Here is a 22,752-nt window from a genome sequence, read left to right on the forward strand (position 1 = left end):
CCTGCGGCATCTCCGGCGCCATCCAGCATCTCGCCGGCATGAAGGATAGTAAGGTGATCGTCGCCATCAACAAGGACGAGGAGGCGCCGATCTTCCAGGTCGCCGACTATGGCCTCGTCGCCGATCTCTTCGAAGCACTGCCGGAATTGCAAAAGGCGCTCTGAGCGAGGCAAATGCCTTTCTTTCGCACTTGCGAATGACTGGAAAATTGTCTTTTATCGGTCTACTACATACTGCCGGACGATCCTTCGTCCGGCAGTATTGCTAATAATGCGGCAGCGCGGGGGCGAATGCCGAGCGGGGGTTTGGAGATGAGTGCGGTGTTGAAGAATATTGGTATCATTGGTGCCGGCCAGATGGGCTGCGGCATCGCGCATGTTTCGGCCGCCGCAGGTTACCGGGTCCACATCTACGATCTCTCACAGGACCGCATCGAATCCGGCCTCGCCACCATCAACGGCAATCTCGCCCGCCTGGTGACGAACGGCAAGATGACCGACGAGGAACGCAAGGCGACCTTGTCGCGCATATCAGGCTCCGCCGATGTCAACGATCTCGCCCCGTCCGATCTCGTCATCGAGGCGGCCACCGAGGACGAAAGCGTCAAGCGCAAGATCTATAGCCAGGTTTGTCCGGTGATGAAGCCGGAAGCGCTGCTGGCCACCAACACCTCTTCGCTTTCCATCACCCGGCTTGCTGCCGCCACCGACCGCGCCGAGCGCTTCATGGGCATACATTTCATGAACCCGGTGCCTGTCATGAAGCTGGTCGAGCTGGTGCGCGGCATTGCGACCGATGAGAAGACCTTCACCGCCGCCAAGGAGTTCGTCGGCTCGCTGGAGAAGACCGTCACCGTCGCCGAGGACTTCCCGGCCTTCATCGTCAACCGCATCCTGCTGCCGATGATCAACGAGGCGATCTATACGCTCTACGAAGGTGTCGGCACCGTCGACGCCATCGATACGGCGATGAAGCTCGGCGCCAACCATCCGATGGGGCCGCTGCAGCTTGCCGATTTCATCGGCCTCGACACCTGCCTGTCGATCATGCAGGTGCTGCATGACGGCCTGGCGGACTCGAAGTATCGCCCCTGCCCGCTGCTGGTGAAATATGTCGAAGCCGGCTGGCTCGGACGCAAATCCGGCCGCGGCTTCTATGATTATCGTGGCGAAGTGCCCGTCCCGACGCGATAAGCAGACATCATCAGAAAGGGCGAGTGGACCGCACGCCCGCGAAATGCTTTCCTTGCCGAGAACGGGAGGAATGCCATGTCGACCGAAACACCCATGTTCCTGCTGCAATGCTGCGTCCTGATCGGACTCGCGGGCGTCTTCCTCATAAGAGGAGATGGAGACTCCTGAGCAATATCCTCACGACCCGATCACAGCCTTGATCAGCGCCTTTGCATCTTCACTATCCCAGGCGGCAGGCCCGTTCATGGCGGAGATCAGGCAGCCTTTGTCGTCGAGCAGCAGCGTCACCGGCAGGCCGAAAGCGAGACCTTCCTTCTTCAAGCTGTTGAAGACGCCGATCGTATTGTCTCGGTAAAGCTGCAGCGCATCGACACCGGTCTCGGCAAGGAAACTCTTCGGCTTTTCATCATTGCCAGTGTCGATATTGACGGGCACGACCTGGAACTTGTCGCTGCCCATCTCCTTTTCCAGAGCGTTCAGCGCCGGCATCTCCTCGCGACAGGGCACACACCACGTGGCCCAGAGATTGAGAAGAACGGTCCTGCCGGCGAAATGATCGAGCGTCAGCGGTTTACCGTCCGGTTCGTTGAAGGAAACCGCGGTCAGCTTGCGCGGCTCGTTGGCGGCAACCATGGCGGCGACCTGCCCCTTCATGAGCGGCGCCAGATTGGCGGCGCGCTCCTTTGCCAGCGCGCATTCGGCTGAAGCGCTGCTGGCGATGCCATTGCCAATGCCCGTCTCCTTCACGTATACCGCTGCCGCACCTGCAACGACACCTGCGACGGCGGCGATTGCGATCAGTTTTCCGGACGGCAGGCCGAATGGTTTTTTCGTCGTCATTTCATTCTCCAGGACGGGCATCTTATGGCCGAGAACAATACGGACACCAAATCCTCCAACCAGATGTGGGGTGGGCGCTTCGCCTCCGGCCCGGACGCGATCATGGAGGAGATAAATGCCTCGATCGGTTTCGACAAGAAGCTATTCGCGCAGGATATCCGCGGTTCCGTCGCCCATGCGACGATGCTCGCCCATCAGGGGATCATTTCATCAGACGATAGGGACAAGATCGTTCACGGGCTAAACACGATCCTGTCAGAAATCGAAAGCGGCAATTTCGAATTCTCGCGCCGGCTCGAAGACATCCACATGAATATCGAGGCGCGCCTGGCGACGCTGATCGGACCGGCGGCCGGCCGGCTGCACACCGCCCGCTCGCGCAACGACCAGGTGGCGCTCGACTTCCGCCTCTGGGTGAAGGAAGAACTCGAGAAGACCGAGAAGATGCTCACCGGCCTGATCGCCGCCTTCCTCGACCGCGCCGAGGAACATGCCGAAAGCGTCATGCCGGGCTTTACCCATCTGCAGACCGCCCAGCCCGTCACCTTCGGCCATCACTGCATGGCCTATGTCGAAATGTTCGGCCGTGACCGCTCGCGCGTGCGCCACGCCATCGAGCACCTGGACGAAAGCCCGATTGGTGCGGCCGCCCTTGCCGGCACCGGCTATCCGATCGATCGCCACATGACGGCCAAGGCGCTTGGTTTCCGCGAGCCGACCCGCAACTCCATCGACACCGTCTCCGACCGCGACTTCGCCATCGAATTCCTGTCGATCGCCGCGATTACGGGCATGCATCTGTCGCGCCTCGCCGAAGAGATCGTCATCTGGTCGACCCCGCAATTCGGCTTTGTGCGCTTGTCCGACGCTTTCTCGACCGGCTCCTCGATCATGCCGCAGAAGAAGAACCCCGATGCGGCCGAACTGGTGCGCGCCAAGACCGGCCGCATCAATGGCTCGCTGATCGCGCTGCTGACGATCATGAAGGGCCTGCCGCTCGCCTATTCCAAGGACATGCAGGAAGACAAGGAGCAGGTCTTCGACGCGGCCGAGAGCCTGGAGTTGGCAATCGCCGCCATGACCGGCATGGTGCGCGACATGGCCGTCAATACAGCGCGCATGAAGGCGGCGGCCGGCTCCGGCTTTTCGACGGCGACCGATCTTGCCGACTGGCTGGTGCGCGAAGCGGGCCTGCCCTTCCGTGACGCCCATCACGTCACCGGTCGCGCCGTGGCGCTCGCCGAAAGCGAGGGCTGCGATCTTGCCGAGCTGCCGCTCTCCGATCTGCAGGCGATCCATTCCGCGATCACCGACAAGGTCTACGACGTGTTGACGGTGGAAGCCTCGGTCGCCAGCCGCAAGAGCTTCGGTGGCACGGCGCCCTCCGAGGTACGCAAGCAGATTGCCTTCTGGCGCGCCCGCAATTGAGAGATAGGGGGAGGCTGAAAGCCGCCTCCCCCTTGCTGCAAGCGCGGGAATGCCGTCCAACAATCAGGGTGCACAAGGCGGACAAACTTCGCTATGAAGATCCCGTCGTTCGAAATGAACGATATCAGCCATACGCCGCACAAGAGGATATCCATGCAGAAGAGCTTGCCGCACCTCATCCGCCTGACGGCGGTGCTCGCCGTCATCGGCCTTGCCGTTGCCGGATGCGGACGCAAGGGTGATCTCGATCCGCCGAGTGCTGCGGCGACGAAGGAAGGCGACGTTTCCAAGCCGACGAAACAGCCCGGCACCGTTGATAAGCCCTTCCTTCTTGACCCCCTCCTTTAAGGCGCGCACCCCGTGAACCATTTCGATTACCGCGACGGCATCCTTTACGCGGAGAACGTCCCCGTTCCCGAGATCGCCAGGGCGGTCGGCACGCCGTTCTACGTTTATTCCACAGCAACGCTGGAGCGCCACTATCGCGTTTTCTCGGAAGCCTTCGCCGATGTCGACTCCATGGTTTGCTACGCGATGAAGGCGAACTCGAACCAAGCCGTGCTGAAGACCCTGGGACGCCTCGGTGCCGGCATCGACGTCGTCTCGGAAGGCGAACTGCGCCGTGCGCTTGCTGCCGGCATTCCGGCCAGCCGCATCATGTTTTCGGGCGTCGGCAAGACGCCGCAGGAGATGGATTTCGCCCTCGAGGCCGGCATCTACTGCTTCAACGTCGAATCCGAACCTGAGCTCGAGATTCTCAACCAGCGCGCTGTCAACGTCGGCAAGAAGGCGCCGGTCTCCTTCCGCATCAATCCTGATGTCGATGCCAAGACCCATGCGAAGATCTCGACCGGCAAGAAGGGAAACAAGTTCGGTATCTCCTGGGATCGCGCCCGCGCCATCTATGCCCATGCCGCCAAGCTGCCCGGCATCGAAGTCACCGGCATCGACATGCATATCGGCAGCCAGATCACCGAGCTGCAGCCCTTCGACGACGCCTTCAAGCTGCTGCGCGATCTCGTCGCGACGCTGCGTGCCGACGGCCACTCCATCCATCACGTCGACATCGGCGGCGGCCTTGGCGTTCCCTACAAGGATGACAACAATCCGCCGCCGCTGCCCGATGCCTATGCGGCGATCGTTAAGAACCAGCTGCGCGGCCTGAACTGCAAGATCGTCACCGAACCCGGTCGGCTGATCGTCGGGAATGCCGGCATCCTTGTGACCGAAGTTCTGTACGTGAAGGACGGCGGCGAGAAGACCTTCGTCATCGTCGACGGTGCGATGAACGATCTCATCCGCCCGACACTCTACGAGGCCTATCACGAGATCCGTCCGGTGACGATTTCGGCAGCGAACGCGCCGCGCATCCGCGCCGACGTGGTCGGCCCCGTTTGCGAGACGGGCGATTATCTGGCGCTCGACCGCGAAATGGCGATGCCGAAGCCCGGCGACCTGATGGCCGTCAGCACTGCCGGCGCCTATGGCGCGGTGCAGGCCGGCACCTATAATAGCCGTCTGCTGGTGCCCGAGGTTCTGGTCAAGGGCAGCGATTTTCATGTGATTCGCCCGCGCAGGACCTATGCTGAGCTGATCAGCCTGGATTCCGTTCCGGCCTGGCTCGACTAGAGCATGTCGCGCAAAAGTGTGAAGCGGTTTTGCGATAGCGACATGCGTAAAACAAAGAGCTAAAGCGCAAGAAGCGAATCTGAATGATCGCGACGCGCTTTAGCAGCGCCATCACTTTTCGGCGAATAAACGTGAAAAGGCGGTATTCCTGCCCGTTCGCCCTCGCCTTCGCCACAAAGAGTGTTATCCTTTCATTCATGAGCGTATTGCCCCGCAATCGCCGGAAGCGCCCTCTGTACCAGAACGCCAGAGCGCGGAGACCGGCCCGATGACAAGCCCCTCGAGGCGGAACAAGGGTGCATTTGTGCTCCGGCCCTCGCTTGCCCGGCTGGTAACGACGAAACGCCTGCTGGCGCGCACCGTGCTCTTCTTCGAGCGGTTGCTGCCGCTGCTGATGCCGGTCCTCTGCATCGTCGCCCTCTATCTCTCAGCCTCTTGGTTCGGCATCTTCCGCAACGTACCGGACTGGCTGCGCATCCTGCTGCTGATCGCCTTTGCCGCGGCGTTCCTCGTCTCGCTTGTCCCCTTCCGCCATCTGCGCTGGCCGAAAACCGCTGTAGCCGATCGCATGCTGGAAGAGCGCAACGGCCTGCCGCACCAGCCAGTTGCCGTCCAGGAAGACGAACCGGCCTACGACACGCCCTTTTCGCGGGCACTTTGGCGTGAGCACCAGGTGCGCATGGCCGAAAATATCGCAGCACTCGACGCCGGCATGCCGCGGCCTGATATCGCCGCACATGACCGCTTCGCCCTGCGCGCCATCCCTGCTCTGCTGCTCTTCACCGCTTTTGGCTATTCACTGTCGCTCAACGGCGGCTCGATCGGCGACGCATTGCAGTCAGCGCCTGAGCAGGTGGCGGTCGATCCGGCGGTGCGCATCGACGCCTGGGTGACGCCGCCCTCCTATACCGGTCGCGCGCCGATTTACTTGACCGCGGACGGCAGCGAACAGGGACCGATCGGCATTCCGCAGTTTTCCGGTCTCACCGTGCGTGTCAGCGGCGGAAAGACGGCTGAAAAGGTCGTGTTCCGCAAGGCGAACGGCGAGGCGCGGGATATCGCCCTGCAGGCCGACGCAAAGCCGCCGCAGGTGCCTGCACCTGCCGGCGAGCAGCCGACGGCCGGCGCGCCTGCCAACAATGCCCTCGTCGCGCAGACGCATGTGATGAAGCTTGAGGAAAACGGCGCGCTCGAGGTCAATGGTCGCCGCTGGAGCTTCGACGTGCTGCCTGACAAGGCACCCGAAATCGCCTTTGATGGCATGCCGAAGGTCAGCGTCAATGGCGCGCTGGAAATCGGCTTCACCGTCAAGGATGACTACGGCGTCCAGGAGGCCCATGCGGAGATTATTCCCGTCGAGGCCGATCCGACGGCGACGCCGCTCTATCCGCTGCCGGAGTACCGGCTGGATATTCCCCGCCGCAACGCCCGCGACGCCAAGGGCGTGACCAGCCGGAATCTGACCGAACATCCGCTTGCCGGCAAGCCGGTGCGCATTACCCTCGTCGCCAAGGATGCCGCCGGCCAGACCGGCCGCAGCCCGCCCTATGAGATGACGCTGCCCTCGCGGCCTTTCAGCGAGCCGCTTGCCGCAGCCGTCGCCGAGGAACGGCAGGTTTTCGCGCTCGATACCCGTAAGATGCCGCAGGCGATCGCGCTGAACGAGGCGCTGACCATCCGTCCCGAGGAGACCATCCCCAAGCTTACCAACTACCTGCTGCTGCAATCGGCCTTGGCCCGCATGAAGCTGGCAAAAGGCGAGGAGGCGCTGAAGGATACGGCCCAATATCTCTGGGAGATTGCGCTCGGCATGGAGGACGGCGATCTTTCGCTTGCCGAACGCAAGCTGCGCGACGCCCAGCAGAAGCTTGCCGATGCGTTGAACCGCAACGCCCCCGACGAAGAGATCAGGAAGCTGATGGACGAGCTGCGCAAGGCGATGCAGGATTACCTGAGCGAGCTTGCCCAGCGCATGCAGAACGCCCCGACGATGCAGCCGAACCAGAATGCGCAGAACATCCTGCGCCAGCAGGATCTGGAACGGATGATGGACCAGATCGAAAATCTCGCCCGCTCCGGCAATCGCGACGCGGCGCAGCAGATGCTGTCGGAATTGCAGCGCATGATGAACAACCTGCAGGCCGGCCGGCCGCAGCGGGGCCAGCAGGGTCAGGAAAACAGCGAAGCCCGCAAGCAGATCGATAAGCTCGGCGAGATCCTGCGCGATCAGCAGAAGCTGATGGAAGAAACCTTCCGCCTCGATCAGCAGCTCAAGGACCGCATGCAGCGTGGCGAATCCGATATGGGCGAAAACGATCCGCTGCTCGACGAGATGATGCCGGGAGAGAATGGCGAGCCGCAGGATCAGCAGCAAGGGCAGCAAGACCAGCGCCAGCAAGGTCAGGGCCAGCGACCTTCCGACCAGATGACGGCCGAGCAGCTCAGGGAAGCGCTGAAACAGTTGCGCGCCCGGCAGGATGGCCTCGACAAGCAGCTCGGCGAATTGCAGAAAAAACTCGGCGAAATGGGCATGAAGCCCGGTCCCGGCTTCGGCCAGGCTCAACGCGAGATGGAGGGCGCCGGCCGCGAACTCGGCCAGGGCCGCGGCGACACGGCCGTCGAGAACCAGGGCCGCGCGCTTGAAGCCCTTCGCCAGGGGGCCCGCGACATGATGAACCAGATGATGCAGGCGCAACGGGGCCAGCAGGGACAGGGCCCGAATGGCCAAGTCGGCCAAGGCGATCAGAACGGCCGCGATCCACTGGGACGACCGCGCATGAGCAACGGCTATCTCGGCGACGACGGTGTGAAGGTGCCGGATGAGATCGACGTCCAGCGCGCGCGGGAAATCCTCGATGCGATTCGCGAGAAGCTCGGCAACAATCCGCCACAAGAGATGGAACGGCGATATCTCGAACGGCTCCTGGATATCCAGTAGGCGAGAGCAATTCCAGGAAAAGTACAAAGCGGTTTTCCCAGGCAAAGCGCGAAGCGCTTTTGCCGGGAATTGCTTAAGTCCAAAAGAATAGAGCGGTTCTGCGCTTCAGAAAAAGCTGAACCGCTCTTGCGTCATCAATATCAGGTTAAGCGACGAGTGCCCGGGCGACAGCCTTGCGAATATCGGGAAGCGCAAATGGCTTGGCGACGACGTCGATGATTTTTTCTGCGAGGTCGTCGGCGCGCTCGCGCTGCTCGGCATAGCCGGTCATCAGCAGGATCTTCAAAGCGGGGAAGGCGTCTTTCGCCTGATGGGCGAGTTCGATTCCGTCCATCACGGGCATGCGGATGTCCGACAGCAGCAGATCGTAGACCCCGTCCTTCAGCTTCTCCAGCCCCTCGGCGCCGTCGGCCGCCTCATCGGTCTCGTGACCGTCGAGCCGCAAGGCCCGGGCTACGAAAGACCGCAGGGAGTCCTCGTCTTCCGTAATCAGAATTCTTGCCATATGTGCATTGCTCCGTCTTCAGCCCCGCGACGGAAATCACCAGACTTTCCTTTTCGATCGGTAAAGATGGTGAAGCGATGGACGAGATGGTTAACAACCCGTCTTCACGCGGCAAGGGAGCGACGCCTGCATTCCTCAGGCGTCGCCGGTCACCACACCGACGAAGGGCAGTTCGCGAAACGCGTAGGCAACGTCCATACCGTAGCCGACGACGAAGTAATCGGGACATTCGAAGCCGACATAATCGGCCTCCAGCTTTTCCTTGCGCTTGACCCGCTTGTCGAGCAGCACGGCGATCGTCACGTTGCGCGCGCCACGTTCGAAGAGCAGTTCCTTGGCAAAGAGCAGCGTCCGGCCGGACTCGAGAATATCGTCGATCAGGAGGACGTCTCGGCCATGCACGTCGCTGTCGATATCCTTGACGATGCGCACGCCCTGCGAAACCGTGCCGGTGCCGTAGCTCGACAGCGTGATGAACTCGACCTCGGGGGCAAGCCCGGTGTCGTGCAGGGCGCGGATCAGGTCGGCGGCGAAGATGAAGGAGCCCTTGAGCACGGCAATGACGAGCAGGTCCTTGGTCGGCCCGTTGGCGATCTCCCGCGCCATGGCATGATTGCGCTCCGCGATCTGCTCGGCGGTGAAGAGCGGCTCGATGTTTTTTCCGCGCACAACAGGCATAAGGGCTTGCTCCATGAAAAGAAGGGTAAGCCGTTAGCACATATGCGCGCCTGAAACAGCCTCGCCGGTCAGGAAATCAACGGGATCGGCGCATCTTGCGGCGGAAAGCCATCACGAATCGCGTTATTTCTACGGCAGGAAGGAAAGCCGGACCTCGGGCAATTTTCCGCCGGCGTGCTGGACTCGGGCCGAAAAGCCACGGCTTTGGCCGCCGTAGATGACGTCGGCGGGCGGGTCGATGACGACACTTGCCGTCAGCCGTTCGTCCGCCACCAGATCGGCGCGAATCGGATGCACCGTCTGCGTGGTGCCGCTTTCGTTTTCGATGATGCCGTTGATGACGAGCACGCGCATGCCGTTCGCATCACGCGGTGTCACGGTGACATGGGTGAAATGCAGCGGCGCTCCGGAGGAGGCCCCCGCGGCGGAAAGGCCGGAAAAGCCGCCTGCGAGCCCGAAAGCGAGCACGGCGAGCGCCAGCACCAGTCCCGCGAAGCTGCGCAGCGACGCCCGCTGCAGCCAGGATTCCGCCCTTCGCAGAGCGGAAGCAGCCATCGCCAGCAGGAGCGGCGGCGGTGTAACGCGCGCTGCCGCCATGCGCCTGCTGTTGTCGTTATGGATCCTGGGGCCGAAGTCCTTCGGCCGGGTTTTGCCGACCGTCACGAATTTGGCGTCGGAAACATCGGCAGGACGTGTTGAACGATACTGGCGGCGTGCGGGTTCGGGCGGCAGGAAATCATAGGCCTGACCCGGTGTCCGGCGGCTGAAGGAGGATGCTTCCATGGTGGCTGCCCCGCAGATGTCCACATGGTTTCGCTGCCGCAAGAAATCTTGGCATTGAAACGAATCCTCCTCAGTCGTAAATTTTAATGGTTAATGCTTCGCAAAGATTGCCGCCAAACGGGCGTCTTTCCGGCAAAATTTACCGGCTGTTAACGGTGTTGGTTAACAAGTCACGCGGTGAAACCAAGAACAGACTGAGTTGCCCGTTGATCCACTTCGAGAATGTCGGTTTGCGCTATGGCATGGGCCCGGAAATCCTCCGGGACCTGACCTTCGACATTCCGAAAAAATCCTTTCAGTTCCTGACCGGCCCATCCGGTGCCGGCAAGACCTCGCTGCTGCGGCTGCTCTTCATGTCGCTGCAGCCGACACGTGGCCTGATCCGCATGTTCGGGCGCGACATTTCCGAAATCCCCCGGCCGGAGTTGCCGCTGCTACGCCGGCGCGTCGGCATCGTCTTCCAGGATTTTCGCCTGCTCGACCATCTCACGACCTATGAGAATGTCGCTTTGCCCTTGCGGGTGCGCGGCAAGGAGGAAAGCTCCTACAAGACCGACGTTCTGGAACTCTTGAAATGGGTCGGCCTCGGCGAACGCATCAACGTGCTGCCGCCGGTCCTCTCCGGCGGAGAGAAGCAGCGCGCCGCTATCGCCCGGGCGCTGATGGACAGGCCGGAAGTCCTGCTGGCCGACGAGCCGACGGGCAATGTCGACCCGCCGATGGCGAGGCGCCTGCTCAATCTTTTCCTCGAACTCAATCGGCTTGGTACGGCTGTCGTCATCGCCACCCATGACCTGACGCTGATGGAACAGGTGGAAGCCCGCCGTATGATCCTCTCGGAGGGGCATCTCGATATCTATGACTGAGCCCCCGTCCAGGAACCGAGAGAAGGCGCCAGCCCAGCCTGCCGCCCAGCAGAAGCGCCCGGAAATGCGCGTGCGCCCGACCGCGCCGATCCTTCCGCCTTCCAATATCCAGGGCAACGCCTTGATGGTGGTCATATCGATCATGGCCTTTCTCGCCTGCCTGACGCTCGGCGGCGTCAGCATGGTGCGTTCGACGGCAGCAAGCTGGGAGAGCCAGATCTCCCGCGAGATCACCATCCAGATCAAGCCGGACGACAATCTCGACATGGAAAAGGCGCTGACGCAGGCACGCGACCTGGCGCTGACATTCGTCGGCACCAAGAGCGGCCAGATCGTCGACGAGGCAGCCACCGCCCGGTTGCTCGAACCTTGGCTCGGCCCCGGCCTCGATCTCAAGGATCTGCCTGTTCCCCGTCTCGTCGTCATCACGATCGACGAAAGCAATCCGCCGGATTTCGACGCGATGCGGAGCCTCCTGAAGGACAGCATCCCGCAGGCGAGCCTCGACGATCACCGCACCTGGGTCGACCGCCTGGTCTCCATGGCGCACACGACGGTGCTGATCGGCACCGGCGTCCTGCTCCTGGTTTTCTCGGCAATGGTGCTGACCGTCGTCTTCGCCACGCGCGGTGCACTGTCGGGCAACCGCCACATCGTCGAAGTGCTGCATTTCGTCGGTGCCGAGAGCTCCTTCGTCGCTACCGAATTTCAGAAGCATTTTCTGAAGATCAGCTTCAAGGGCTCGGCGATCGGCAGCGCGCTTGCGGCTCTTTTCTTTGCCACCGCCGGCTTCTGGCAGAGCCGCACGCTGGCAACACCGGAAACAGATCAGGCAACGGCGCTGTTCGGCACCTTCTCCGTCGGCGTACTCGGTTATGCCGGCATCTTCGCGACGATGATCGTCATCGCGCTCCTGACGACCGTCACGGCGCGGCTGACCGTCATGCGGACGATCTATGAAATCGATACATTGCGTTCGGATCCGACACGCACCGACGGCATCGCAAGTTGATCGTGCCATGCCGTTTTATCGTGAAAGCGTCTGTTCCGCGCCGCAATCAGCGTATAATCACGATTCATGACCATGGGCGATACGACACGCAATCCGATTCGGCAGGACCCGGAGCTTGATCGTCCGGCGGGCCTGCCGCCGCGGCGTGGTCCAATCCGCCGCCTGCTGCGCTGGGGTGGCTTTGGCTGCGTTCTGGCGATCGCTCTGGTGTTCGGCGGCTTTCTGCGGTTTGCCGATTCCGTGACAACGCTCAGGCCCCCGGTCGAGCCGAAGGCGGATGCGATCGTCGTGCTGACAGGCGGCTACCAGCGCATCGACCAGGCCGTGGAATTGCTGCAGAAGGGGGCAGGCAAACGACTGCTGATCTCGGGCGTCCACCCGACGACCACGCCAGCGCAGATTCGCAAGATGACGCAAGGCTCGGCCGATCTTTTCTCCTGCTGCGTTGATATCGGCCATGATGCGATAGACACGATCGGCAACGCCGAGGAAACCTCCAACTGGATCCACGCCAGGGGATACAGAAGCATTCTCGTCGTCACCAACAATTATCATATGCCGCGCAGCCTCGCAGAACTCTCCTATGTCGATCCGGACATCGAATTCATCCCCTATCCGGTGGTCAATTCGGATTTGAAGACCCGCAACTGGTTTACCGACCCGAACGCAATGCGCGTCATGCTCGCCGAATATGCAAAGGTGCTGTTAACAAGCGCCCGCAACATCACCGGCTTCGGCCGCCATACCGGACTGCGCTCGGCAGCCGTATCCCCCTCAGACTGAGCTTTTGCATCACGGCGGCATCAAACGCTTTTTATGACGGGCAATATCGTGTAGGCCGGTCGCATGAGCATGCCTCGGGATAATTTCATGATCGCCCTGCGTTCCGTCCTCTTCAACACGATCTTCTATGCCAATCTCATCATCCGGATGATCGTGCTCTCGCCCTATTATTTCGTGGTGCCGCGCCTGACGGCCTACGCGATTCCAAAGAATTGGGCGCGCTCCAACCATTGGCTGATGCGCATGATCGTCGGGACGACCTTCGAGATCGAGGGGTTGCAGAACCTGCCTGAGGGCAGTTTTATCCTGGCGCCGAAGCACCAGTCCTTCTGGGACACCTATGCGCTGCTGCCCAACCTCAAGGATCCGGTCTACATCCTGAAGCGCGAGCTGATGTGGATTCCGCTCTTTGGCTGGTATGCGAAGAAGCAGCGCATGATCCCGGTCGATCGCGGCGCCCGCGGCAAAGTGATGGTAGAGGTGCTGAAACGCACTAGGGAAGAGCTTTCGACCGGCCGCCAGCTGATCATCTATCCTGAGGGCACCCGCCGCCCGCCGGGTGCGGAGCCGGTCTATAAATACGGCATCGCCCGCATGTACCGCGATCTTGGCATTCCCGTCGTGCCGGTTGCGATGCATCCCGGCCTCTTCTGGCCGCGGCGGAGCGTCCGTCGTTATCCCGGCCATTTCAAGGTCAGGATCCTGCCGCCGATCATGCCGGGAATGGATCCGGATGCTTTCTTCGCTCAGCTGATCGAGGTCACGGAGCGGGCGAGCGACGAGCTCCTCATCGATACCATCGAACGCAATCCGCATCTGCCGTTGCCGCCGACAGCGATCGCTCGGCTGGCCGAGCTGCGCAAAGTGAAGGCGGCGACGGTCTGATCAGCCGGCCCGCAGCCGCTCCACCTCGTTGCCGACCTGCTCCAGCCACGGGTCGCGAATGCCCATCTGTTTCAGGTGCGCAAGTGTGTTGAAGACATAGGCATCGTTCGGGCCTGACTGCCCCCTGGCTTCGTTCACCACCCGCGCGGCCGCAACCGCGTCGAGCGTGCCGGCATATTGCTCGTGGTCGCGATCAGCGATGTAGGTCACCGCTTCCGTTCGGCGGCCGCCGGCAAACTGCAGCCGAACCCGGCGCTCCAGATAGACATTGGTGACGAGTTCGCGGGCGCGGAGATAATCGATTACCTCGCCCCATTTGTGCGCCGAAACACGGAACGCCATGCCGCGGCAAGCTCCGCCCCTGTCGAGACCGAGCACCAGGCCCGGATTGTCGCGCGTGCCGCGATGAACGAAGGATCGGACGCATAGCGAACGCCTGTAACCATGCACCAGAGCTTCTGCCCGCTCTAGGAACTCGAAGCCCGGATTCCACATCAGCGAGCCGTAGCCAAACACCCAAAATTCGTCCATATCGCACGCCAGACCGGAATCACTTTGCGATTCACCATTGGAGAACATCATGGCAGCGTCAAGCCGATCCGGCAGCAGCCAAACCGGCAACAGCAAGAAATTCTCGTTGCTGGGCGGAGGCATCCTCCTGGTGATCGCGCTTTATACCGGCGGCTGGTTTTATGCCGCATCGGCTTTGAAAGCGACGGTGCTGAAAGCAATCGCGCCGCGCGATCAGGCAGGCGTCACCGGCGAATGCTCCGATATCGAATTCCGCGGCTATCCTTTCCGCATCGGTCTGTTCTGCTCCAAGGTCGATGTCGACGACAATGTCAACGGCGTCTCCGCCACCTTTGGCGCATTGCGCTCCGCCGCACAGGTCTATGCGCCGAGCCATATCGTCTGGGAGCTCGATTCGCCGGCCGAAATCCGCACCACAAACGGCCTTTCGGTCTCTGCCCAATGGGCGAATCTGCAGGCGAGCCTGACGACCAAGCTGCAGGGCGTTGATCACAGCTCCACCGTCATCGAGGGTCTTAAGGCGACGGCGGTTTCCTCCTATACCGGTCAGACCATCAGCTTCGATGCAGCTCGCACCGAAATTCACCTGCGCCAAAACGGCGCCGATCTCGACGGTGCAATCTCGGTGCAGGATGCGAACACGGCGATCAAGGATTGGCCGCGGCTCTTCCCGAAACTCTCCGCCAGTATCGATCTCACGATTGCCGGAAAAGCCGGCCTGATCGACGGCAGCGACCCGAACGGCCTCAATGGTTCAGCCGGCGAACTGCGTCGCGTCGTTGCCGATATCGGCGACGGTAAGGTGATGACGCTCACCGGCCCCTTTTCCTTCGACGAGCAGGGCTTTCTCTCCGGAAAATTCAAGCTGGAAATCGAACGGCTCGGCCCCTGGGGCGACAGCCTGAAACAGGCCTTCCCGGATATTGACTCGACCGTCAACACGGCGACGAAGATGCTGAAGGCGCTGGCCGGCGGCAGAGACAAGGTCTCGGTCGATCTCGTCGTCGACCGCGGCAATGCCACCGTCAGCGGCTTCATTCCGCTCGGCCAGATCCCGCCGATCTAAGACTTCCGGGTCAGAGTGCTGGAAGGCCCTAATCGATCCGCTTCATGAAAAACACCTCAGGCACCGATTGCAGGCCAGGCAGCTCGATCGCGCCGATTTCGGCAAATCCATTGCGGCGATGCCAGTCCTGCGGCCGGCTCTCGTCGCATTCGCTCGACGTCATCAGCAGGCGAGCGCCCTCACCGCGCATCGCTCCTTCCCAAGCAAGAAACAACGCGGTGCCGATGCCCGACCGGCGGTATTCGGGCAGGACGCGGATCATTTCCATATAGGGAATCCTGCCCCAGAAGCGGGAGAAACGCAGGAAGCCGACGATCTCCCCGGCCTGCCTGGCGACGAGATATTCACCGAACGCCACGCATCGCGAGACCCATGCCTTGCCTGCAGTGGCATCCTCGCGCGTCAACCAGTCGACCTCCGCCTGGCTCGCGCTCGCCACCTCCGCCATCGCTAGCCGCTACTTCTTATCAAGCGCGTGGGGGCGGCCGAAATCGGGCGCGTCGACATCCTGGCCAGCCTGGATGATCGAGCGACGGATGGCGCGCGTGCGGGTGAAGAGTTCGAAGATCTTGTCGCCCTCGCCCCAGCGGATCGCGCGCTGCAGATAGGCGAGATCCTCCGAGAAGCGCGCCAGCATTTCGAGGATGGCATCACGATTGTGCAGGCAGACGTCGCGCCACATCGTCGGGTCGGAAGCGGCGAGACGGGTGAAATCGCGAAAGCCGGATGCCGAATATTTGATGACCTCGGACTCCGTCACCGTCTCCAGATCGTCGGCGGTGCCGACGATGTTGTAGGCGATGATGTGCGGCAGATGCGAAACGATCGCGAGCACCTTGTCGTGATGCTCCGCATCCATCTCGTCGACCTTCGATCCGACCGCTTCCCAGAAGCCGCGCAGCCGCTTCAGCGCCGTCTCGTCGGTACCCGGAACCGGCGTGAAGATGCACCAACGGCCTTCGAAGAGGCCGGGGAAACCGGCATCCGGGCCGGATTTTTCCGTGCCGGCCAGCGGATGGCCGGGGATGAAATGCACGTCGTCAGGCATATGCGGCTGCATTTGCGCGATCACAGACGCTTTGGTGGAGCCGACATCGGTGACGATAGCGCCGGACTTGAGATTGCCGGCGATTTCCTTCGCTACGCCTTCCGAAGCGCCGACCGGCACCGAAACGATGATGAGGTCGGCATCTCGAACAGCATCGGCCGAAGAGGTCGTATAGCGGTCGCCGAGGCCGAGCTCTTCGGCGCGCTTCAACGTCTCGGCACTGCGCGTTGCGACGACGATCTCTTTGGTAAGCCCGAGCCGCCGGATGTCGTGGGCAAGCGAGGAGCCAATCAGCCCGATGCCGATCAGCGCGATGCGATCGAACAGCACACTCATGCCTGCCGTCCCATGAACTCACGCAGCGTGGCCATGACGCCGCGATTGGCCTCTTCAGGACCGATGCTCATCCGCAGCGCATTGGAAAAGCCGTAACTGCGCACGGCGCGCAGGATGTAGCCGCGGCTCGTCAGGAGCTCGTCGGCATCGGCCGCGCGCCTGCCGTCAACGTCAGGAAAATGAATGAGGACGAAATTGGCGACGGAGGGCGTCACGTTCAGCCCGATCGCTTCTAGGGCCTCGGTGAGCGTCTCCACCCACATCTGGTTGAAAGAGACGGCCTGCTGGACGAAGGCCTGGTCGCGGATGGCCGCGGCGCCGGCGGCGATCGCGGCCGCATTCAGGTTGAACGGAGCGCGGACACGGTTCACGGCATCGACGATCTCGGCGGGCGCATACATCCAGCCGACGCGCAGAGCCGCAAGACCATAGGCTTTCGAAAAGGTGCGGGTCATCACCACGTTGGAGCTGGAAGACACGACCTCTATGCCGGCTTCATAATCGTTGCGGCGCACATATTCGGCATAGGCCGCATCGAGCACAAGGACGACGTGTTTCGGCAGCCCGGCCTGCAGACGGCGGATTTCGCTGACGGGAACGTATGTACCGGTGGGGTTGCCTGGATTGGCGATGAAGACGATCTTCGTCCTTTCCGTCACCGCCGCCAGGATCGCGTCGACGTCGACCGTATAGTCCTTCTCCTTGACGACGACGGGCGTGGCGCCCGTGCCCATGATCTGGATCTTGTAGACGAGGAAGCCATGCTCGGTGATGATGCCTTCATCGCCGGCGCCCAGATAGACATGGCACAGCAGGCCGAGCAGCTCGTCGGAACCATTGCCGCAAAGGATGTTTGCCGGATTGAGGCCATGCACAGCGGCGATCGCTTCGCGCAGTTCGATCGCCTGCCCGTCGGGATAACGTCCCAGATTGTCGGCAGCTGCTTTGACGGCCTCGATCGCCTTCGGGCTGGCGCCGAGCGGCGTTTCGTTGGAGGAGAGCTTGTAAACGCGGGCGACACCCGGCGCATGTTCCTTGCCCGGCACATAGGATGCGATATCGAGAATACCGGGACGCGGAACGGGCTTGCTGATCTCAACGCTCATGGGTCGACCTTGGATTTCCGGAAAATGACCAAGTGGCATTAAAGCGGAATGTGATTGTTGTCGAGAGGTATGGGCGTGACACAAGTGTAAGGAGAATGACGGAATTAACTTCATCCGTTGCGTGCGGTCGGCACGCCGTGCGGCGCGAGAACAGGCACGAAGACGCGGCGGGAAGCGCGGGCGGCCACCGGCAACCCCTGATAGAGCCGCTTCTGCGCCTCGACGATGATGACACCCGAAAAAGCCGGCCATAAGGTTCGGCCGATCCGCTCGAAGGCGCGGCGTAGGCGCAGGATGGTCCTGAGTTTCGAGGGCGGAAAGAACAACGCTTCGGCGGTCGCACCTGGCGTGAAATTCGTCTCGCGCAGCAGATGCGTCAGCTGACCGCGGGAATAGGGCCGGCCCGAACCGAAGGGCGTGTGTTCCATGCGGGCCCAGACCCCGCGCCGGTTCGGCACCACGATGACAAGCCGTCCGCCCGGCGCCAGCACCCGCCAGAGCTCCTTCAGCGTCTCGCGCGGACTTTCCGCGAACTCGAGCGAATGCACCATCAGCACTCGGTCGATCGAGGAATCCGGCAGCGGCAGTTCCTCATCGAAAATCAGCGTCGTCGACGACAGCGAGCCCATCGGCCAGTTCACCGCGCCCTGTCCGGCCGGCATGAAGGCGAAGGTGCGTTCGGTATCGGCCTGGAAGCGATCGAGGAAAGGCACGGCATAACCGAGACCGACGAGACGCTCCTGCGGCAGGCGCACCCACAGCGACGAGAGCGCCATGGCGATCGACTGCTCGGCAAGACGCCCGAGGTCGGAGTGATAGAACTGGCGTAGGTCGACGATATCGGCGTGCATTGCGATAAATGTTATCAGCGGGCGGTTGGACTTCAAGGCCGGACTCTCTACATTCCCGCGAGAGTCGTGGGACAAGGGATTGTTTGAAGATGAAACCTTTGGAATTAGACGTTTTTCTCTGCCGCACCGACAATTTCGGCGTGCTCGTACACGATCCGGAGACGGGATATACCGCGGCGATCGACGCGCCGGAGGAGGCGCCGATCCTGGAAGCGGCGACACGGCGCGGCTGGAAGATCACCCACATCTTCACCACCCATCACCACACCGATCACGTCGCCGCCAACCTGGCGCTGAAGGAGCAATTCGGCTGCGAGATCATCGGCCCGATCAACGAGGCTATCGCCATTCCCGGTCTCGACCGGACGATGGCCGATGGCGACAGCTTCCTTTTCGGCGATCACACGGTCAAGGTCATCGAGACCCCCGGTCACACTGCCGGTCACATCTGCTATCACTTCGTCGACGACAAGCTGCTCTTTGCCGCCGACACGCTGTTTGCCCTCGGCTGCGGCCGCCTTTTCGAACGCCCCGCCGCCGACATGTGGCATTCCCTGCAGAAGCTCGCCGTGCTGCCGGACGAGACCGCCGTCTATTTCGGCCACGAATATACATTGTCCAACGCCCGCTTCGCGCTGACGGTCGATTCCGACAATGAGCGCCTGAAGAGCCGCGCCGCCGAGATCGAAGCCTTGCGCGCCGAGGGCAAATTCACCGTCCCGACGACGCTCGGGCTGGAGAAGGAAACCAATCCGTTTCTGCGCGCCGCCGATCCGGCGATCCGCCGCAATCTGATCATGGAAGGCAAGACGAATGAGGAGGTCTTTGCCGAGATCCGCAAGCGCAAGGACAATTTCTGATGTCGCCTGAGGGGATCATTCGCGAGCTCGGCATGCAGCCGCATCCCGAAGGCGGCTGGTACGTGCAGACATTCCGCGACACGGCGGGTGGAGAGCGCGGCCATTCGACGGCGATCTATTATCTGCTGACAAAGGGACAGCGTTCGCACTGGCATCGCGTCCATGACGCGGTCGAGGTCTGGCATTATTACGCGGGTGCGCCGCTGGCGCTGCACCGCTCGAAAGACGGGTTCGCAAGCGAGACGCTGACGCTCGGAACAAACCTTCCTGCCGGCGAGCGGCCGCAGGCAATCATTCCCGCCAATTGGTGGCAATCGGCCGAATCGCTCGGCGATTTCACCCTGGTCGGCTGCACTGTTTCGCCCGGCTTCGACTTTTCGAGCTTCGAGATGGCGCCGGCGGATTGGAAACCTGGCGACTGAGGGCTACTCGGCTGCCGCAGGCTGCGCCGGAATCTTGCGGCGGAACATTTCCTGGGCAGCGAGCACCGCTCCACCGGTGACGAGCAGGCAGGCGAGAGCAATGCGCCAGCTCGGCTCGGCAAATCCGAACAGCGTCAGGATGAGCGTCGACAGCAGCGGCGCGGCATAACTTGCCGCACCGAGAATCTGGATATCACCGTTCTTGACGCCATAATCCCAGGCGTAGAAGGCAGCCCCCACGGGCAGGAGCCCGAGCCCGATGACGGCAACCCATTCGAACATCGTCGCCGGCCAGACGGTCGCCTCCAGGCCGAGATGGCAGAAGAGCGACAGGACGGAAGTGACAAGGCAAAAGCCGGTAACGACATCGGTGGAAACGGCTTCAAAACGCCTGGTCAGCAGCGAATAGCCCGACCATGTGAAGGCGCAGAGGAAGGCCGCCCCATAACCGACCGCGTAGGCGCCGTCGAAATCGATGCCGTTGCGGCCGACGATCAGGAAGGTGCCGCAAAGCCCGGCGAGCGCGCCCGCCACGTGATACCAGCGCAACCGTTCGCCCGGCAGCAGCGCCGAGCCGACCACGATCAACAACGGCCAGAGATAGGCGATCAGTCCCGCCTCCACCGCCGGCGCGTTCCTGAGCGCCGTAAAATAGAGGAAATGATAGCCGAACAAGCCTGCAATACCTGTTATCCAGACCTTTGGCGGCTGCTTCAGCAACGCCAGCCGCGCCGGGTTGAGGACAAGCATGACGAGGCCGGGAATGCTGCCGATCGCAAAGCAGACGGCCGACAGCTGGAAGGGCGGCATCTTGCCGGAGCCGGCCGTCAACAGCGCCAGGAACGACCACATCAGAATGGCCGTAAAACCGATCAGCGTCGCGCGAAATTTCACCTGTCCTCCTTCACGGAGGCGAAAGCTCCGTCAGCCGACGCTGCCGTATTTGACGGCAGTGATCGTCACCATTCCATATTCGGTCGGAATGCGCACATAAACAGGAGCATATACATTTGCCGCGTCCGACTTGGCAAACCAGATTTCCATGCGGTCGCTCTTGCTGAGATAGTCGATGTCCTTGCGGCCCTTCTTGTAGCCTGAGCGCGGCACGAAACGCACGCCGCAGACGACCGCCTTGCCCTTGAAGCCATCGGTCTTGAAATCCTCGTCGCCTTTCGGCGAAAGCACCAGGTCCATGCGCGTCTCGCCGTCGAAGATCGGCAGCGTCTGCGCGCAGACCTTGGTGTCCCCGGTGAAAACAAGGCCGGAGATCGGATCGAGCACCGAACGCATGTCGCCCGGCGTGACGTCGATCCAGTTCTTCGGCCTTTTCGGCGGCGGCGTCGTCGTCGCCGATATGATGTCGCCGTTGCGGTAGCTGACCTCGTAGACGCGGGCCTTCTTGCCGCTCTTGTAATAGAGCGAATATTTCAGCGCCTGCAGCCGATCATTACGGACAACGCCGGTGACGCTGGTCTTAGCCGAGATGGTCTTGACGAGATCGGCAAGGCCGGCGGATTTGATATCGCCGGCGATCTTGTAAGAGTGATCGTCCTCGATCTGCGTCAGGAACGCCGCGCGCGCGATCGGCAGGCCGGCAAGCGTCACCCGATAGACCGTCTGATGCTGGACCTCGGCCGCCGATGCCGGTATGGCAAGCAGTGCGGCGATAGCCGAAATGAAAATGCGTCTGCCCGAATGAGCCATGAGTGAAGCCTTGTCTTGCCGCGCCGGCAGCCCTGTCGGGAGTTCTATACTCCTGCCTTGAAGGGAAGAAAACAGCAGCTTTTTGACGGAATTGCGGGAAAGACCAAGGTTTGGCTTGACGCGCGCAGCCTCTCTGACTATAGAACCGCAACTTTCCAATCATGCCTGTTGGATTGCGAGCCCGGTTTTGCCGGGGATGGCAATTCGATGGCCCGAGAAAACAAGAATAGGTGTTCAATGTCCCGCGTGTGCGAATTGACCGGCAAGGCCGTCCTGACTGGTAACAATGTCAGCCATGCCAACAACAAGACCAAGCGCCGGTTCCTGCCGAACCTGTGCCAGGTAACGCTGATTTCCGACGCTCTCAACCAGCGTTATCGTCTTCGCGTTTCGGCTGCTGCCCTTCGCTCCGTCGAGCATCGTGGCGGCCTCGATGCCTTCCTGATCAAGGCAAGCGAAAACGAACTGTCGATGCGCGCGCGCCTGCTGCGCCGTCAGATCGTCAAGAAGACCGCCGAAGCGGCTGTTGCTGCCTAAGCTTCTGCCCTTCTTTCATACGGCTTCGAAAGGCTTGGACGGATAAACCCGGTCAGGCCTTTTGCTTTGCCTGAGCACTCCAACTGGTGGCATCACCCAGGATAAAAAAATGCTGAAGACGCGCTATACGATTGCCTATGTCGCCCTGATGACGCTTGTCGTCGTCGCTTCCAACTTCCTCGTTCAGTTTCCGCTGAACGCCGAAGTCGCCGGCATCAACCTGGCCGACATCCTGACCTGGGGCGCCTTCTCCTATCCGGTCGCCTTCCTGATCACCGACCTGACCAACCGCCAGTTCGGCCCGCAGGCAGCCCGCAAGGTCGTCTTTGCCGGCTTCGTCGTCGGCGTGACGCTCTCCTTCTTTACGTCAGTGCCGCGTATCGCCATCGCTTCCGGCTCGGCCTATCTCGCCGGCCAGCTGCTCGATATCGCCGTCTTCAACCGCCTTCGCCGCCAGGCCTGGTGGCGCGCGCCGCTCGTCGGCTCGCTGATCGGCTCGGCGCTTGATACGGTGATGTTCTTCTCGCTGTCCTTCGCCGCGTTTTTCGTCTTCCTCGGTCCGAACGAGCCGTTCGCGCTCGAGCTGGCCCCGATCCTCGGTGTATTTTCCACTGAGGCCCCGCGCTGGATTTCCTGGGCGCTCGGCGATTTCGCCGTCAAGATGATCGTGGGCCTCGTCATGCTGCTGCCCTATGGCGCGCTCATGAACGTGTTGCGGCCGATGCAGCCTGTGCGCGTCGGCTAAACGATG

At 61.8% G+C, this 22,752-nt stretch carries 25 protein-coding genes and 1 pseudogene; 15 read left to right on the top strand and 11 right to left on the bottom strand.

Annotation, left to right across the window (positions count from 1 at the left end):
* Nucleotides 1-164: pseudogene (locus HJC00_RS29310) on the top strand (electron transfer flavoprotein subunit alpha/FixB family protein); the annotation flags it as partial.
* Between the two features lie 147 nt (nt 165-311).
* Entirely contained in the window at nt 312-1,193 is an 882-nt protein-coding gene (locus HJC00_RS29315; RefSeq protein ID WP_011426994.1) for a 3-hydroxybutyryl-CoA dehydrogenase, read from the top strand.
* 177 nt (nt 1,194-1,370) lie between these two features.
* On the opposite strand, the gene tlpA is transcribed toward HJC00_RS29315, so the two are convergent.
* Nucleotides 1,371-2,033: a thiol:disulfide interchange protein TlpA gene (tlpA, locus tag HJC00_RS29320; protein WP_210632876.1), complete on the bottom strand. Its 663-nt coding sequence runs from the start codon at nt 2,031-2,033 to the stop codon at nt 1,371-1,373.
* 24 nt (nt 2,034-2,057) lie between these two features.
* Between tlpA and argH the strand changes: the two genes are divergently transcribed.
* From argH to HJC00_RS29340, 4 genes are all read left to right on the top strand, one after another.
* Nucleotides 2,058-3,461, top strand: coding sequence for an argininosuccinate lyase (gene argH / locus HJC00_RS29325; RefSeq protein WP_221147766.1), 1,404 nt, complete (start codon nt 2,058-2,060; stop codon nt 3,459-3,461).
* A 153-nt stretch (nt 3,462-3,614) separates the two neighbouring features.
* Complete coding sequence (locus tag HJC00_RS29330) at nt 3,615-3,809, top strand: LPS translocon maturation chaperone LptM (protein ID WP_003582619.1); 195 nt, start codon at nt 3,615-3,617, stop codon at nt 3,807-3,809.
* Nucleotides 3,810-3,821: 12 nt separating this feature from the next.
* A complete protein-coding gene (gene lysA, locus HJC00_RS29335) occupies nt 3,822-5,090 on the top strand; it encodes a diaminopimelate decarboxylase (RefSeq protein WP_221165041.1) in 1,269 nt (422 codons plus the stop codon).
* Between the two features lie 268 nt (nt 5,091-5,358).
* Nucleotides 5,359-8,028 carry a TIGR02302 family protein gene (locus HJC00_RS29340; RefSeq protein WP_221165042.1) on the top strand — a complete coding sequence of 890 codons (2,670 nt, stop codon included), beginning with the start codon at nt 5,359-5,361 and terminating at the stop codon, nt 8,026-8,028.
* 145 nt (nt 8,029-8,173) lie between these two features.
* Here HJC00_RS29340 and HJC00_RS29345 read toward each other — a convergent pair whose 3' ends face one another.
* The 3 genes from HJC00_RS29345 to HJC00_RS29355 form a co-directional block, all read right to left on the bottom strand.
* On the bottom strand, nt 8,174-8,533 hold the full coding sequence (locus HJC00_RS29345) for a response regulator (protein WP_010028815.1): 360 nt from the start codon (nt 8,531-8,533) through the stop codon (nt 8,174-8,176).
* 135 nt (nt 8,534-8,668) lie between these two features.
* Nucleotides 8,669-9,211, bottom strand: a complete 543-nt coding sequence (gene hpt, locus HJC00_RS29350; protein WP_064805282.1) for a hypoxanthine phosphoribosyltransferase — start codon at nt 9,209-9,211, stop codon at nt 8,669-8,671.
* A 129-nt stretch (nt 9,212-9,340) separates the two neighbouring features.
* Complete coding sequence (locus tag HJC00_RS29355; RefSeq protein ID WP_221165043.1) at nt 9,341-9,994, bottom strand: hypothetical protein; 654 nt, start codon at nt 9,992-9,994, stop codon at nt 9,341-9,343.
* A 206-nt stretch (nt 9,995-10,200) separates the two neighbouring features.
* Between HJC00_RS29355 and ftsE the strand changes: the two genes are divergently transcribed.
* The 4 genes from ftsE to HJC00_RS29375 all read left to right on the top strand — a co-directional run bounded on the left by ftsE (nt 10,201) and on the right by HJC00_RS29375 (nt 13,540).
* Nucleotides 10,201-10,860, top strand: a complete 660-nt coding sequence (ftsE, locus tag HJC00_RS29360) for a cell division ATP-binding protein FtsE (protein ID WP_064805284.1) — start codon at nt 10,201-10,203, stop codon at nt 10,858-10,860.
* Complete coding sequence (locus HJC00_RS29365) at nt 10,853-11,872, top strand: ABC transporter permease (RefSeq protein ID WP_210632881.1); 1,020 nt, start codon at nt 10,853-10,855, stop codon at nt 11,870-11,872. Before ftsE ends, HJC00_RS29365 begins: the two co-directional genes overlap by 8 nt.
* A 66-nt stretch (nt 11,873-11,938) precedes the next feature.
* Nucleotides 11,939-12,655 (top strand): YdcF family protein, encoded by a 717-nt coding sequence (locus HJC00_RS29370; protein ID WP_221165044.1) that lies wholly within the window; start codon nt 11,939-11,941, stop codon nt 12,653-12,655.
* A gap of 87 nt (nt 12,656-12,742) precedes the next feature.
* On the top strand, nt 12,743-13,540 hold the full coding sequence (locus HJC00_RS29375; protein ID WP_210632883.1) for a 1-acyl-sn-glycerol-3-phosphate acyltransferase: 798 nt from the start codon (nt 12,743-12,745) through the stop codon (nt 13,538-13,540).
* Here HJC00_RS29375 and HJC00_RS29380 read toward each other — a convergent pair whose 3' ends face one another.
* Entirely contained in the window at nt 13,541-14,071 is a 531-nt protein-coding gene (locus HJC00_RS29380; RefSeq protein ID WP_210632884.1) for a gamma-glutamylcyclotransferase, read from the bottom strand.
* A 49-nt stretch (nt 14,072-14,120) separates the two neighbouring features.
* Here HJC00_RS29380 and HJC00_RS29385 point away from each other — a divergent pair, with 49 nt between their 5' ends.
* On the top strand, nt 14,121-15,137 hold the full coding sequence (locus tag HJC00_RS29385; protein WP_221165045.1) for a DUF2125 domain-containing protein: 1,017 nt from the start codon (nt 14,121-14,123) through the stop codon (nt 15,135-15,137).
* Between the two features lie 28 nt (nt 15,138-15,165).
* On the opposite strand, the gene HJC00_RS29390 is transcribed toward HJC00_RS29385, so the two are convergent.
* The 4 genes from HJC00_RS29390 to HJC00_RS29405 all read right to left on the bottom strand — a co-directional run bounded on the left by HJC00_RS29390 (nt 15,166) and on the right by HJC00_RS29405 (nt 18,514).
* Nucleotides 15,166-15,585, bottom strand: a complete 420-nt coding sequence (locus HJC00_RS29390) for a GNAT family N-acetyltransferase (RefSeq protein WP_221123588.1) — start codon at nt 15,583-15,585, stop codon at nt 15,166-15,168.
* A gap of 9 nt (nt 15,586-15,594) precedes the next feature.
* A complete protein-coding gene (locus HJC00_RS29395) occupies nt 15,595-16,521 on the bottom strand; it encodes a prephenate/arogenate dehydrogenase family protein (protein WP_210632887.1) in 927 nt (308 codons plus the stop codon).
* Entirely contained in the window at nt 16,518-17,627 is a 1,110-nt protein-coding gene (gene hisC, locus HJC00_RS29400; RefSeq protein WP_221165046.1) for a histidinol-phosphate transaminase, read from the bottom strand. Before hisC ends, HJC00_RS29395 begins: the two co-directional genes overlap by 4 nt.
* Nucleotides 17,628-17,737: 110 nt before the next feature.
* Nucleotides 17,738-18,514, bottom strand: a complete 777-nt coding sequence (locus HJC00_RS29405; protein WP_210632889.1) for a class I SAM-dependent methyltransferase — start codon at nt 18,512-18,514, stop codon at nt 17,738-17,740.
* 53 nt (nt 18,515-18,567) lie between these two features.
* On the opposite strand from HJC00_RS29405, the gene gloB reads away from it, so the two are divergent.
* Together gloB and HJC00_RS29415 are read left to right on the top strand one after the other, a co-directional pair.
* A complete protein-coding gene (gene gloB / locus HJC00_RS29410) occupies nt 18,568-19,338 on the top strand; it encodes a hydroxyacylglutathione hydrolase (protein WP_221123585.1) in 771 nt (256 codons plus the stop codon).
* Complete coding sequence (locus HJC00_RS29415; protein ID WP_221165047.1) at nt 19,338-19,760, top strand: cupin domain-containing protein; 423 nt, start codon at nt 19,338-19,340, stop codon at nt 19,758-19,760. The genes gloB and HJC00_RS29415 overlap by 1 nt, the downstream gene beginning before the upstream one ends.
* Before the next feature lie 3 nt (nt 19,761-19,763).
* Here the strand turns inward: HJC00_RS29415 and HJC00_RS29420 are convergent, their stop codons facing one another.
* Both HJC00_RS29420 and HJC00_RS29425 read right to left on the bottom strand, forming a co-directional pair.
* Nucleotides 19,764-20,654, bottom strand: coding sequence for a DMT family transporter (locus HJC00_RS29420; RefSeq protein ID WP_221123583.1), 891 nt, complete (start codon nt 20,652-20,654; stop codon nt 19,764-19,766).
* A 30-nt stretch (nt 20,655-20,684) separates the two neighbouring features.
* A complete protein-coding gene (locus HJC00_RS29425; protein WP_210632893.1) occupies nt 20,685-21,464 on the bottom strand; it encodes a DUF3108 domain-containing protein in 780 nt (259 codons plus the stop codon).
* Between the two features lie 237 nt (nt 21,465-21,701).
* On the opposite strand from HJC00_RS29425, the gene rpmB reads away from it, so the two are divergent.
* Together rpmB and HJC00_RS29435 are read left to right on the top strand one after the other, a co-directional pair.
* Nucleotides 21,702-22,001 carry a 50S ribosomal protein L28 gene (rpmB, locus tag HJC00_RS29430; protein WP_003567078.1) on the top strand — a complete coding sequence of 100 codons (300 nt, stop codon included), beginning with the start codon at nt 21,702-21,704 and terminating at the stop codon, nt 21,999-22,001.
* Nucleotides 22,002-22,110: 109 nt separating this feature from the next.
* Nucleotides 22,111-22,746: a VUT family protein gene (locus tag HJC00_RS29435; RefSeq protein ID WP_221147761.1), complete on the top strand. Its 636-nt coding sequence runs from the start codon at nt 22,111-22,113 to the stop codon at nt 22,744-22,746.
* Nucleotides 22,747-22,752 lie beyond the last annotated feature (6 nt).

Source organism: Rhizobium sp. NLR22b, from assembly GCF_019685295.1.
Lineage (GTDB): Bacteria > Pseudomonadota > Alphaproteobacteria > Rhizobiales > Rhizobiaceae > Rhizobium.